This is a genomic window from Bradyrhizobium sp. UNPA324 (assembly GCF_006658635.1).
Taxonomy (GTDB): domain Bacteria; phylum Pseudomonadota; class Alphaproteobacteria; order Rhizobiales; family Xanthobacteraceae; genus Bradyrhizobium; species Bradyrhizobium nanningense.
Map to the genome: position 1 here is coordinate 2,031,977 of NZ_LFJD01000004.1, position 12,652 is coordinate 2,044,628.

Here is a 12,652-nt window from a genome sequence, read left to right on the forward strand (position 1 = left end):
CATTCTGCCCTACCCTGGTCCGATGTCAAGGGTGAGAACCAGGCCGACCAGGGACGATACGCGCGGCAGGCTGTTCGAGGCGGCCGCGCGCGTGTTCGAGGAGGACGGCATCGGCGGCGCCAGCATCGAAGCGATCGCGGCCGCTGCAGGCTTCACCCGCGGAGCGTTCTATTCCAACTTCACAAGCAAGGACGAGCTGATCATCGCCATGATCGAGGATCATGTCGAGCAGTCGATCCGGCGCAACATGGACATCCTCGCCCAGCACGACAATCTCGACGATTTCATCGCAGCGCTGAAGGCGCTGGACCGCACGCGGCAAGATCCGCTCGGCCGCTCGCCGCTCCTGCACATGGAGATGATCCTGTTCGTCGCGCGCGCCGAGAAGCGCCGGCCCGAGCTCGCCAAACGTCTGCGCGCGCGCCGCAAGCTGGTCGCCGACATCGTCGAGGCGACGTTGAAGAGCAACGGACGTAACAGCAATCTGAACCCGCCCTGGATGGCCTCCGTCGTGCTGGCGCTCGAAGACGGCTTTCGCCTGCACCGGCTGATCGATCCCGAGACCACGCCGGCCGACAGCTTCTTGCGCGCGATCACCGATCTCAGGCGGAGGACGGGATTGGCGGCAGGGTAACGACGCCCGGACGGACGGCCGACAAGCGGCTCCGGAGACGAAGGGGCGGAGCGGCTTCCCGGTCGGTCCGACTTTCGAAGGCGGGTTCTCACCAGCTATGCCGGCAAGGGAATCGTGCCTACTTCTTCTTTGCAGGTCCGAAATCCGGCTGCCAGGCGGCTTCCTTGCGGCTCGGAGCCGCGGCGATGACCTTGGACTTCTCCTTCTTCGGCTTCTTGGCTTCGCGGTTGCCGCGTTGTTGGCCCTTCGCCATGTCGCTCTCCTTTGCCGGTTCGAGTTGGTCGAATTCATTTGGTTGCAGGATCCGGCCGCGCCGGGTGCAGACCCTGACGTCCATGTAGCCTTCGCGCAACAGTCTTCGCGCGAGGCGTAGCGCGACCGCCGCGGTGCCGCGGCCCAGATTGGAACTGCCGTATTCGTTGGTCCGACTGACCAGGTACGGCACGCGTATCGCCCTACCCATTGAGGATGGCGGCTCCGCACACGAGAAGCAGAAGAAACAGTGGAACGATCACCGGCGGCACGATCGATTCCGAGATGCGAACACGCGACATCGAACGCTCCTGCGAAGCCTTCGGCAGGAGCACACGTGCCCCTCAGTCACCGGTCGAAGCCGTTGAGACGTGCGGTGATGGCCGCAACCTTACGCCCGCACTGAGGCGATAGCGAGCGCTTAAATGCCTCGCGTGCGTCTATCCGTGACACCGTCGCCTGCGGCGCGGTGACGATAGTGCTGGCTATTGCCGCGCCAGGAGCGAGTGCCCGCCGCGTCCTGGTCGGAGGCCGCGGTGAAAGCGCGCCATTTGCTCAACCTCTACGCCGCGAGCCTGCCCGCCGAGGACACACGCCACCGCGCGCTGGTGGCGGCGCTGTTCGACGATTTCGCCCGGCTGTCGGGGGAGAGCTGAGGCGAACGACCGCCGCCTGCATTCTCGACACGTGTCATGCGCGACGGGAAAGCAGGCGGCCGGTCGCCGCGCTGATTTGAGGGGTGCGATCGTGCCTGCCGATCACGCAACGGAAGCAAGCCATGACATTAACCAGCGGCCGCTCTATCAGCCACGAATACGACCGGATGATCGTTCGGTTCTCGATGCATGACGGCACCAGGGAGATTCCTTGCGCCGTCTCGACCTCCGCGATGGACTATCTCGAGCGTGGCCCGCAGGTCAGCCCCGAACAACGGGAGGCTCAGTTCACCCGCCTGCGGGATCGCATCGAAGCACGCGCGGCGAGCAAATATCGCGCGACGGAGTTCGAAGGCACGCCACCGGGCATCGTGCTACGTGGTATCGATTTCAGGCCATAGGAACGGCAGCACCGCGACGGCGGATGTGTAGCGGAAGGATCCAATATCGTCGCGGTCCCATTGATCGGAGCCAACCCCGGGGTCGTCTCTACTCGGCCTTTGCCTTGATCTCCGGCAACGGCGGCTTGCGTCAGGAGAACTCGAAGACGGGATCGTCGTGCTTTCGATGCTCTAGCCGGGTATCGGCGCGTCCTGGCGATCTCAATTGATCGGCTGAACTCTTTCGCGGACGAATTTCGCTCTCAATACCGGTCCGCTCGCATCCCGAACATTGATGGCCAAGCCGTCGCTGCTGGCGAACGGCTCGAGCTGCTTGGCGACGTCGGCAAGAGACAGCGCGGCCTCGACCTCTGCGGCCCGTTGGCTGGCCAAATCCAGGCCTTCTTCGTCGACGACGAACGTTTCACCATCCCAGATGTCGAAGTAGAAGTGCGACACCTAAGGCGTCCTCTCGGACCGGCTTCGTCGCTCGGCCTCCCTCGCCAACCGTTCGGCCTTCAGTCGCTCCCGATTTGCCTGGAAAGCCTGTTCCGCTTTCTCGTAATCGGTCGCCGGCTTCGCCGCGGCCGGTTTGAAGTGGCTGTTCGCCTCATTCGCTGCATGCGATTGGGAATGCCGTCTCATCTCACGTCCTCCCTGTCTCTGGCGGCTCGAGGTCCTCCGGTGTCGGAGCTTCCTGGTGCTCGCCCTTTTTACTGGATCGGCTTGCTGCGTTTGGCTCGATCAATCCGCACGCGATCGAACTCCTTGGGTCCATCGAGCAGATCCCGCTTGCGGATTGCCCGATCGTCCTCCGTCGTCGTTGCGTCGCCCATTCGATCGATTGTATCGCCGGCCATCTCGCGGGCACGCAGCTTCTGTCGATCCTGGTCGGCGTGCGCAAGTCCCAGCTCCACCAAACGAGTTATTGCCTGGGACAGGCTGGGCCTTTCCTCCTGAAGTGCCATCCACGCCGTGATGGCTCTGAGCAGCGATTGCGAAGGTCGAAAACCTGCCGATCGAACCGAGGGGGTGGCGTTTTCCGGTCTTTTCATCGGGCCCATGCATTCTCCAAACTGGATACGGCGTGGCGCCCCCTCCGGCAGATATCATAGATCAAACCGCCGGCTTCCCGATACGTTCCTATTGGGCCGGAATATCGCCGAACGGCAATTACGCCGACCGCTTCACCGCGGCCACGCCGACCGGTCCCACCCCGAGCCGCCCCAGCATCGCCCTCGCCTGCTCGGCGCAGTGCTCGATCAGCCAGCGTTCGAAGGCGACGGGGGCAAGCGCGGGGGCGTAGAGGAAGCCCTGCACGACGTCGCAGCCGAGTTCGGCCAGCGTTTTGCGCTGGCCCTCGGTCTCGACGCCTTCGGCGACGACGGTCATGCCGAGGCCCTGGCCGACGCGCACCACGGCGGTGGCGATCGCGAGCGCGCCCGCGTCACTCTCGATGTCGCGCATGAAACTGCGGTCGATCTTGAGTTCGCGGATCGGAAGATGCGCGAGCCGGCTGAGGCTGGAATAGCCGGTGCCGAAATCGTCCACCGAAAGCCCGACACCGAGCTCGCGGATCGCGTTCATCGTCTCCAGCGCGGCGACGCTGTCCTGCATGAAAGCGCCTTCAGTGATCTCGAGCATCAAGGCGTCCGCCGGCAGATCGTGTTCGGCGAGAATGTCCTTGAGCCGTGCGGCCAGCGTGACGTTGCGGAAATTGATCGGCGACAGGTTCACCGACACGCAGGGGATGTTGAGTCCGGCGCGGCGCCAGCTCGCCATCTGCCGACACGCCTCGCGCACCGACCACAGGCCGATCTGCTCGATCAGGCCGCACTCCTCGGCGAGCGGGATGAATTTTGCCGGCGAGACGTCGCCGAGCACGGCATCATGCCAGCGCGCCAGCGCCTCGGCGCCGTGGATCGCGCCGTCGCAGCTGCGGATCTGCGGCTGGTAGCTGAGGCTCAGTGCTCCTTCCGCGATGGCGCGGCGTAATGCGGCGATCAGCGCCAAACGCTGCTCGGTGAGCCCGTTCATCTCGGCACTGAAGATGCGATGGGTCGAGCGGCCGGCCTGCTTGGCCATGTACATGGCGGCGTCGGCCTGCTGCATCAGCGTATCGATGTCGGTGGCATGATCGGGATAGAGGCTGATGCCGATGCTGACCGACATCGGCATCAGCCTCGATCCGAGCCTCAAGGGGGCACCCAGCGCCTCCGTGATGTCGGCCGCGACGCGCGCGGCGCTCTCGGCGTTGCGCTGCGGCAGCAAGATGACGAATTCGTCGCCGCCGAGCCGCCCCAGCATGTCCTCTGGGCCGATCTGCTCGCGCAGGCGCTGGGCAAGCTGGATCAGGAGCTCGTCGCCGGCGGCGTGACCGAGCGTGTCGTTGACGTCCTTGAAATGATCGACGTCGAGGAAGGCCAGCGCGATATGGCTGCCTGTCGGGCAGGCATCGATGGCGGTGGTGATCAGGTGCCGCAGCTGCGCGCGGTTCGGCAGGCCGGTGAGGATATCGTGATAGGCGAGCCGCGCGATCTCGGCGCGCGCTTCCTTGCGCTCGATCGCGAAGGCGCCAAGGCTGACGCAAGCCTCGACGATGCGCCGATGCCAATTGCTCGGCGCGCGGGGCTCCCGATAGTAGAAGGCGAAGGTCGCGATGACCCGGCCGTCCTTGGCCTTGACCGGGGTCGACCAGCAGGCGCGCAGGCCGATCGCGAGCGGCATCGCCTTGTAGGGCTGCCAGCGGGGATCGGTCTCGAGGTCGGTCGCCAGCACCGGCTCGCCGTAGAAGGCGGCCGTGCCGCAGGAGCCGACATTGGGGCCGATCGCGATGCCGTCCAATGCGCGGGAATAATCCTCGGGCAGGCTGGGACCACCGAGCGGGTGGATCAAGCCGGCGGCATCGACGTGGAGCAGCGAACAGACGACGTCGGGCGCGATCTCCTCGACGCGGCGGCACAGCCTGTCGGCGATGTCGGTGATCGGAACTTCGTCCGCGAGCGCGCCCATGATGAGCTGCTGCAGTGACCGCAACTGCTTGGTCTCGGTGATGTCCTCGAGCAGCGCGAAGATGTGCTTGACCCGGCCCTTCTTGTCGCGGAAAGCGTCGATCCTGGCGCAGACCCAGATCTCCTCGCCCTCCTTGTCGTAGGCAAGCACTTCGGCTTCGCCGCGGCGGCCGCCATGCATCAGACGCTTGACCAGCTTCGCGACCGCCTTGCGGTCGGTGTGGCAGCCGGCGATGAGCTCACCTGCGTGGCGGCCCTCGGCCTCACCGCTGGTGTAGCCGAACAGCGTCGTGAAGGCCGAGTTGACGTAGACGATGTTCTGCTCGGTGTCGGTGATGATCACCGCCCGGTTGGTCTGATCGGAGACGGCGTGGAGAAGCCCGATTCTGACGCGGCGCTCGGCATCCGCGGTGACGTCGCGCGCGAACACGACGCGATGGGGCGCGCCGTCATGCGCAATGGACGACAGCGATATGGCCGCACGGATCCGGCTGCCGTCGTGCCGCACGAGGCTGATCTCGTCGCGGAACTCCGCGACCGGATCGGCCTGAAGGCAGTTGAGGGTGAGAACTTCGGCATCGCGGCCGACCACGTCGGTGCGCGCGAGTTTCCAGATCCGCTCCGCACTGGCGTTGAAATGCGTGACGCGATGCGCGCTGTCGACGATGACGATTCCATCGTCGGCGCGTTCCAGTGCAGCCAACAGCACGTCCGGAGTTTCTGTCACAAGACTATCGGAAGCAGACATCGGTGGACCCGGGGGCATCGGGAAGAAGCAGCAAATCGGCCCGAGGCTAACGCTCCGATGGTGTCCAAGACGTTCTTGCAATCCCCCTCGCATTTGCCAAGCCGCGACATGCTTAACATTCGGCAAAGAAGCGCAGGTAATGCGGTGTGCGTGGAACTCACTCTGGATTAGCCTCATCCTGAGGAGACCGCGAAGCGGTCGTCTCGAAGGACGAGCGCGCGCTCAGGCGGCGTCGCGGCGTGACGGTTTGACGGGGGCGTCGAACAGGATCCGCTCGATCGGCTGCGGACGGCCAAACAGATAGCCTTGCCCGAAATTGACGCCGAGCGCCTTCAGCCGCTCGTACTCCTCGCGGGTCTCGACGCCCTCGGCCGTCACCGACATGTCGAGCCCGCGCGCCAGCGTCACGATCGAGGAGATGATGGCGGAGCTGCGCGGCTGATGCGTGAGATTACGGATGAACGACTTGTCGATCTTGATCTTGTCGAACGGGAACGCGGTCAGATAGCTCAGCGAGGAATAGCCGGTGCCGAAATCGTCGAGCGCGAGCTCGATGCCGAGATGCTTGAGCCGCTCCATGAAGGCGTGGTTCTCGCCGCCGCGCTCCAGCAGGACGGATTCGGTGATCTCGATCTCCAGCCGGTGCGGCGGCAGGCCGGAATCCGCGAGCGCCGCGCAGATCACCTCGAACAGCTCGGCTTCCTTGAACTGGATCGGCGACAGGTTGACGGCGACCGCGAGATCGGAGGGCCAGCCGGCCGCATCCGCGCAGGCGCGCCGCAGCACGAATTCGCCGAGCGGGACGATCAGCCCGGTCTCCTCCGCAAGCAGGATGAACTGATCCGGCGGGATCAGGCCGCGCGTCGGATGCCGCCAGCGCACCAACGCCTCGAAGCCTCGCCGTGCGCCGCTGAGGGCGTCGATGAACGGCTGGTAATGCACCTCCAGCTGGCACTGTGCGATGGCATCGCGCAGATCCCCCTCCAGCGTATTGCGGGCCTCCAGCTCGGCCGACATCGCCTCGTCGTAGATGGTGAAGCAGTTGCGGCCCGCCGATTTCGAGCGATAGAGCGCAAGGTCCGCCTTCTTCAGCAATTGCTCCTGATCGCTGCCGTGATCGGGCGCGATGGCGATGCCGATGCTGGTGCCGATCTCGATGCGGTGACCGGGCAGGAGGAACGGTTCGGTCAAGAGCTTGGCGATCCGCGCCGCCAGCTCGGTCGAGCAGGCGCGCTGATCCGCGCCGGCTTCCTGGATGATGGCGAACTCGTCGCCGCCGAGCCGTGCCAGCACGTCGCCCGCGCGCACCGTGGATTTCAGCCGCTGTGCCACCTGGCGCAGCAGCGCATCGCCGGCCCCGTGACCGAGGGAATCGTTGACGTTCTTGAAACGATCGAGGTCGAGCATCAGGATCGAGAACGGCAGGCCCCGCACGCCGAGCTGGCTGTTCATCTCGTCGAGCCGGGTGAGGAAGAAGGCGCGGTTCGGCAGTCCGGTCAGGATGTCGGTCTGGGCGAGCTCGAGCACCCGCCGGTTGGCCAGTGACAGCCGCCGCGAATTGCGGCTCGCGAGCATGAGATAGGTCGATAGCGACAGCGTCAGCAGCAGGCCGACGATCAGCACCGCGCCCGCGCGATCATAAGTCGTCTCCAGCGGACCGCCGGCGGTGGGAACGGCCCGCACCTGCCAATCGGTATCGCCGATCTTGAGGCTGCCCGACCAGTGCAGCGCCCGCGCGACGTCCCGCATCGACTGCGGCGCCCTGGCCGCCGAGGAATAGTCCGGCAGCATCTGCTCCAGGCTGGCGATCTGCCCCGTGAAGGGCGGATAGACGTTCATGCTGACCGCGGGGCTTGCTCCGGTGGTCACGCGAATGGCCTGAATCAGCAGCGGCAGGTCGAAGATTCCGACCACGAAGCCGGCAAGATTGCGACGCCGGTCCGCGACCGTCTCGCGCGACGTTCCCTTGGCGTAGACGGGAACGGCAACGAGGACGTCGGGCAGCCGGCCCCCCTCCTTCGGTTCGAACAGGCGCGTGCGGATGGCTGCGATGCCGTCGTTGTCGCGCGCGCGCTCCAGAACCGCGCGGCGCTCCGGCACGGTGGTGTAGTCCATGCCATAGACCGACGAGGTCTTCGGCTGGGTCGAGTAGAACACGGGAAAATATTCATCGCTCTGCGGCGCAGTCGCGAAGCTCTCCCCCTGGAGCGCCTTGATGCGATAGCCGGACACACCGTCCGTGATCGCCGCGGCCTCGTAATCGGAGCGCTCCTTGCGGTTAACGCGCGGCAGCCAGGCAATGCGCAGCATGCCGGGATGGCGCTCGAACAGGCGGGCGCTGAAGGTCTCGAACTCGCTGCGGGTGACTTCGTCGTTGGTCGATTCGAACAGCGTACGCAGCGCGACGAGCCTTGAGATGTATTCGCCCATGCCGTTCTGCATGACGATCGCTTCGGTTTCGGCGGCGTTCTCAAACTCGATCCTGTTGACGCGATCTTCCCACCGCGCCACGGCGGCCGCGCCCACGACCGAGAACAGAAGACCGACGCCGACCGCGACGAGCGCAGGGCGATAGAGCCCGAGCAGCGGCGCGGCACGCCACCATCCGGTCATACGCCTCCGATCCTGATCAATTTGATCGCGATCGCCCATCCTGAAGCCGCTGTCCCCTATCCCGCGACAAGCCGAACCTCTGGTTGAGGTTCAGGTTCGGCTATCGGAACAAGACCGCGGTTAAGAACTGCACAATTTCGGAACCGGATCGTTCCGCAATGCATGGATTAGTTAATGAAGTGCGCGAATGACCCGGCACTGTGGAAACAAGTTGCCGACTTTGCCCGGAGTACTACGGGGCGTCGATACAGTGCCGCTTAGCGAGCTATTCAGGCTCGCAGCGATATGTTGCGGAAGATTTCTTCCAACGATCCAGCAAGACCTTCCGATGCATCGGTTTCGATCAACGAGATCCGTCGTTCTGACCTGCGTGCTCATGGCAGCGACCACGTTCGCGGCCAGGAGCAGCGAGGTCGGCGTCAGCGAGGATGCGATCCTGTTCGGCCAGGCCGCCGCGCTGGAAGGTCCCTCCTCCGCGCTCGGACAGCGCATGCGACAAGGCATCGTCGCAGCATTCACCGAGATCAACGCCAAGGGTGGCGTCCACGGCCGCAAGCTCCAGCTCATCAGCCGCGACGACGGCTACGACCCCGATCGTTCCGTCGCCCAGACGCTGCAGCTGATCGAGGACGACAAGGTGTTCGCGCTGATCGGCGCGGTGGGTACGCCGACTGCGATGGCGACAATTCCCATCACCAGCGCCAGGAACGTTCCCTTCATCGGCCCGTTCAGCGGCGCCGAATTCCTGCGCGACCTCGAACTCGCAAACGTCGTCAACATCCGCGCGAGCTATGGTGCGGAGGCCGAAGCGTGGATCAAGCACCTCACCGAGGATCGCCACTTCACCCGCATCGGCATCTTCTACCAGGACGATTCCTTCGGCCGCGATGGTTTGGTCGGCGTGAAGCGCGCGCTCGCCAAGCGCGGCCTCGAGCTTGCCGCCGAAGGCACCTTCGAGCGCAACACCCGCGCGGTCAAGGCCGCCTGGCGAGTGATCAAGCGCGCAGAACCCGAGGCCATCGTGATGGTCGGGACCTATGGGCCCTGCGCGGAGTTCATCAAGCTCGCGCACCGCAGCGGCTTCTATCCGACCTTCGTCAACATCTCCTTCGTCGGCGCGAATGCACTCGCCAGAGAGCTTGGCCCCGAAGGCGAAGGCGTCATCGTCTCGCAGGTCGTGCCGTTTCCGTGGGACCGCTCGCTCAAACTGGTCGCCGACTACCAGGCGGCACAGAAGGCGATTGATTCGACACAGACACCGGACTTCGTGTCGCTGGAAGGCTATCTCTCCGGTCGCCTCGCAGCTGCAGCGCTGGAACAGGCCGGACCGGAACCGACGCGCGCGAGCCTGCTCCGCGCCATCAACGATGTCGGCGGCTTCGACATCAGCGGCAGCACCGTCAACGTCGGCATCCGCATGATCGACGCGCCGCCGAAGGTGTTCCTGACGGTGATCCAGAAGGACGGAACGTTCAAGGCGGTGGACCGGCTGTAGGGCAGTTCAGGGCCGCCGCGTCCAGCGGTCGGCGTTGACCGCGCCCGGCGGCACCTCGCCTTTGACGATCGCTTCGACCTGCCGCACGGTCTCGAGCGACTGATATTCGATCGCCTGCGGCGTCAGCCCGCCGACATGCGGGGTGGCGATCACGTTCGGAAGCTTCGCCAGCTCGGGTGTCGGCATCTGGTCCGGCGCGCGGCCGACATCCATCGCGGCGCCGGCGATGCGGTTCTCCAATAGCGCACGTGCCAGCGCGGCCTCGTCGACGAGATTGCCGCGCGAGAGATTGACGAAGAACGCATGCTTTTGCATGCGAGCCAGCGCCGCCTCCCCGATCAAATTCTCGGTCTGCTCGTTGGCGATGGCGAGGCAGACGACGTAGTCCGAGGCGGCGAGCAGCTCGTCCAGACCGACCTGCCGGATCGCCGCATCGCTGACGGTCGCGTGGGGATCGGAGACCAGCACTTCCATGCGCAGCACCTTTGCGATCTCGGCGAGATAGCGCCCGATGCTGCCATAGCCGATGATGCCGAGCTTGCTGCCGGCGAGCTGGCGGCCCATCCGCGCCTCGGCCTTGCGGCCGGCCTGGTAGTCCGCCGTCGTCCGCGACACGCCGCGGGAGAGGTCGACCATGAAGCCGAGGGCGAGCTCGGCGACGGCCTGCACGAAGCCGGGACCGGCGCGGGTGACGAGCACGCCGGCCTTTGAGGCCGCTTCCACATTGACATTGCGGATATCGACGGCGCAGCGGACGAAGGCGCGCAGACGCGGCAGCTGCGCAAAGATCTCGCCGCGCCCTTCCGTCATGCGATCGGCGACGATGATGTCGGCGTCTTTCGCCGCACGCACGAGGCCGGCGGCGTCCAGGGTCTCGTCGCTCTCGTGCAGGATCACCTCGGCGGCCGCCCGCAACCCGTTGAGGCTGCGATCGCCGTAATAGTTGCGCCGCATCTCCGGCGTGTGAGCGAGCAGAACCTTCATGACAAAACTCCTTCAGTAGCCGAATGCCCGCGGCAGCGCGGTGCTCAGCCATGGCACGAAGGCGATGACGAGCAGGCAGAGGAACAACAGGCCGAGATAACCCATGATCGGCTTCACCGTCTGCTCGATCGGCACGTTGCCGATCAGGCAGGCGCCGTAAAGGCCGAGCCCGAGCGGCGGCGCGAACAGGCCGATGCCCATGGCGATGACCAGCACGACGCCGAAATGCAAGGGATCGACGCCAAGTTGCACCGCGACCGGCAACAGCAGCGGCCCGAAGATGATCAGCGCGGCTGCACCTTCCAGCACCGAGCCCATCACGATCAGCACGGCGATCGCCAGCAGAATGAAGAGCCAGACGCCCGACGTCTTTGACAATCCCAGCATGAAATCGCCGACCGCGTGCGGCACCTGCTGCAGCGTCAACGTGAAGGCCAGCGATTGTGCGGCGGCGACGATGAACAGCACGAGGCCCGCGCGCGTCGCCGCCTGCACGAAGCTGTGCGCAGCCGATCTGAAGCTGAGCTCGCGGAACACCACGCTGCCGACGGCGAGCGCATAGGCCACCGCGAAGGCCGAGATCTCGGTCGCGGTGGCAAAGCCGCTCTTGAAGCCGAAGAAGATCATGAAGATCAGGCCGAACGAGGCGATCGCGCCGCTCCACAGCCCCGAGACCGGCATCTGCGGCTCGACGTCCTCGACCTTGTCCGGCCGCTTGCCGAAGACGATGGAGACCGCAATCAGCACGGCCGCCATCAGCGCCGACGGCAGCAGCCCGGCGACGAACAGGCCGCCGATCGACAGATTGGCCACAAAGCCGAGAATGATCAAATTGATGCAGGGCGGAATGGTCTCCGCCATTACCGCCGAGGCCGCGAGCAGCGCCACCGCGCCGCCCGGATTTTGCCTGGAGCGGCGCGCGGCCGGGATCAGCACGGAGCCGACCGCGGCAACGTCCGCCATCTTCGAGCCGGAGATGCCGGAGAACAGCACCATGGAGGCGACCATGACGACGTTGAGGCCGCCGCGCATGCGTCCGACCGCGCGTTGCAGCAGCTCGATCAGCCGCAAGGACATGCCGTTGGCTTCCATGAGGTAGCCGACGAGGATGAAGAAGGGGATCGCCAGCAGCACGAAATTGTCGATGCCGCGCGCCATCTGTTGGGCGAAGATCACGCCGGGCAGCGCGCCCTCGACCCAGATGAAGATCAGCGCGGCGAGCGCCAGCGCAAAACCGATCGGCAATCCGCCGAACAGGGTTGCGAAGAAGCCGATCAGCATCAACGTGCCCGCCGACGGCACCGAGGACGGCGACAGATAGTCCCAGGCCAGATAAAGGCCGGTCACGACGGCAACCGCAGCGAGCCCCCTGACGATGTCCGGCAGCGGCCTTGCGCAGAGGTGGTCGATCGCGAACACCGTCATGAACAGCGCGCCCATGCCCATGGGGTAGAAGGTCAGCTCCAGTGGCAGTCCGGAGCCGGTGGTCTGACCCGCCGTCAGCGAGCCCAGCTTGATCGCGTTGTAGGCGACGTAGCCCGAGATCAGCACGATCAACAGCGCGCTTGCGGCGTCGACCAGCGCGCGCAGCCGCACCGGCAAGAGATCGCGGAAGAAGGAGACGCCGACATTCTCGCCGCGCGCGAGCGCACTCGCCGCGCCGAAAAAGGCCGAGCCGACCATCAGCCCGCGCGCAACGTCGTCCGACCATTCGACCGGCGCGTTGAAGAAGAAGCGCAGCAGCACGGACGCGCAGACCACGACGAGATCGGCGGCGAGCAGGATGGCCGCGATCGCGTCGCTGCCGCGCAGCAGCAGGGCGATGCTGCCATGACGGCCGCCGGAGACGGGCGCGGCGGCTGTCATCGCCAGCTCAGAT

At 65.5% G+C, this 12,652-nt stretch carries 10 protein-coding genes; 3 read left to right on the forward strand and 7 right to left on the reverse strand.

What is annotated here, in order from left to right:
- Nucleotides 1-22 precede the first annotated feature (22 nt).
- A complete protein-coding gene (locus UNPA324_RS09900; RefSeq protein WP_128918453.1) occupies nucleotides 23-634 on the forward strand; it encodes a TetR/AcrR family transcriptional regulator in 612 nt (203 codons plus the stop codon).
- 118 nt (nucleotides 635-752) lie between these two features.
- Here UNPA324_RS09900 and UNPA324_RS35675 read toward each other — a convergent pair whose 3' ends face one another.
- Nucleotides 753-1,079, reverse strand: a complete 327-nt coding sequence (locus tag UNPA324_RS35675) for a hypothetical protein (RefSeq protein ID WP_245471716.1) — start codon at nucleotides 1,077-1,079, stop codon at nucleotides 753-755.
- 585 nt (nucleotides 1,080-1,664) lie between these two features.
- Here UNPA324_RS35675 and UNPA324_RS09910 point away from each other — a divergent pair.
- Nucleotides 1,665-1,943 (forward strand): DUF1488 family protein, encoded by a 279-nt coding sequence (locus UNPA324_RS09910; protein ID WP_141934571.1) that lies wholly within the window; start codon nucleotides 1,665-1,667, stop codon nucleotides 1,941-1,943.
- Nucleotides 1,944-2,144: 201 nt separating this feature from the next.
- On the opposite strand, the gene UNPA324_RS09915 is transcribed toward UNPA324_RS09910, so the two are convergent.
- The 4 genes from UNPA324_RS09915 to UNPA324_RS09935 all read right to left on the reverse strand — a co-directional run bounded on the left by UNPA324_RS09915 (nucleotide 2,145) and on the right by UNPA324_RS09935 (nucleotide 8,294).
- Complete coding sequence (locus UNPA324_RS09915) at nucleotides 2,145-2,381, reverse strand: DUF6894 family protein (RefSeq protein WP_141934572.1); 237 nt, start codon at nucleotides 2,379-2,381, stop codon at nucleotides 2,145-2,147.
- 254 nt (nucleotides 2,382-2,635) lie between these two features.
- Nucleotides 2,636-2,986 (reverse strand): hypothetical protein, encoded by a 351-nt coding sequence (locus tag UNPA324_RS09925; RefSeq protein WP_141934573.1) that lies wholly within the window; start codon nucleotides 2,984-2,986, stop codon nucleotides 2,636-2,638.
- A gap of 109 nt (nucleotides 2,987-3,095) precedes the next feature.
- Nucleotides 3,096-5,681, reverse strand: a complete 2,586-nt coding sequence (locus UNPA324_RS09930) for an EAL domain-containing protein (RefSeq protein WP_141934574.1) — start codon at nucleotides 5,679-5,681, stop codon at nucleotides 3,096-3,098.
- Between the two features lie 222 nt (nucleotides 5,682-5,903).
- Entirely contained in the window at nucleotides 5,904-8,294 is a 2,391-nt protein-coding gene (locus UNPA324_RS09935; RefSeq protein ID WP_164936120.1) for a bifunctional diguanylate cyclase/phosphodiesterase, read from the reverse strand.
- 328 nt (nucleotides 8,295-8,622) lie between these two features.
- On the opposite strand from UNPA324_RS09935, the gene UNPA324_RS09940 reads away from it, so the two are divergent.
- Nucleotides 8,623-9,789 carry an ABC transporter substrate-binding protein gene (locus tag UNPA324_RS09940; protein ID WP_128918460.1) on the forward strand — a complete coding sequence of 389 codons (1,167 nt, stop codon included), beginning with the start codon at nucleotides 8,623-8,625 and terminating at the stop codon, nucleotides 9,787-9,789.
- A gap of 6 nt (nucleotides 9,790-9,795) precedes the next feature.
- Here UNPA324_RS09940 and UNPA324_RS09945 read toward each other — a convergent pair whose 3' ends face one another.
- Both UNPA324_RS09945 and UNPA324_RS09950 read right to left on the reverse strand, forming a co-directional pair.
- Complete coding sequence (locus UNPA324_RS09945) at nucleotides 9,796-10,773, reverse strand: hydroxyacid dehydrogenase (protein ID WP_128918461.1); 978 nt, start codon at nucleotides 10,771-10,773, stop codon at nucleotides 9,796-9,798.
- Nucleotides 10,774-10,785: 12 nt separating this feature from the next.
- Nucleotides 10,786-12,639, reverse strand: coding sequence for a TRAP transporter large permease (locus UNPA324_RS09950; protein WP_181769653.1), 1,854 nt, complete (start codon nucleotides 12,637-12,639; stop codon nucleotides 10,786-10,788).
- Nucleotides 12,640-12,652: the final 13 nt, after the last annotated feature.

Coding starts and splice junctions, on each gene's coding strand:
- UNPA324_RS09900 (WP_128918453.1), top strand. CDS start 23: ATGTCAAGGGTGAGAACCAGGCCGACCAGGGACGATACGCGCGGCAGG.
- UNPA324_RS09910 (WP_141934571.1), top strand. CDS start 1,665: ATGACATTAACCAGCGGCCGCTCTATCAGCCACGAATACGACCGGATG.
- UNPA324_RS09925 (WP_141934573.1), bottom strand. CDS start 2,986: ATGGGCCCGATGAAAAGACCGGAAAACGCCACCCCCTCGGTTCGATCG.
- UNPA324_RS09930 (WP_141934574.1), bottom strand. CDS start 5,681: ATGTCTGCTTCCGATAGTCTTGTGACAGAAACTCCGGACGTGCTGTTG.
- UNPA324_RS09935 (WP_164936120.1), bottom strand. CDS start 8,294: ATGACCGGATGGTGGCGTGCCGCGCCGCTGCTCGGGCTCTATCGCCCT.
- UNPA324_RS09940 (WP_128918460.1), top strand. CDS start 8,623: ATGCATCGGTTTCGATCAACGAGATCCGTCGTTCTGACCTGCGTGCTC.
- UNPA324_RS09945 (WP_128918461.1), bottom strand. CDS start 10,773: ATGAAGGTTCTGCTCGCTCACACGCCGGAGATGCGGCGCAACTATTAC.
- UNPA324_RS09950 (WP_181769653.1), bottom strand. CDS start 12,639: ATGACAGCCGCCGCGCCCGTCTCCGGCGGCCGTCATGGCAGCATCGCC.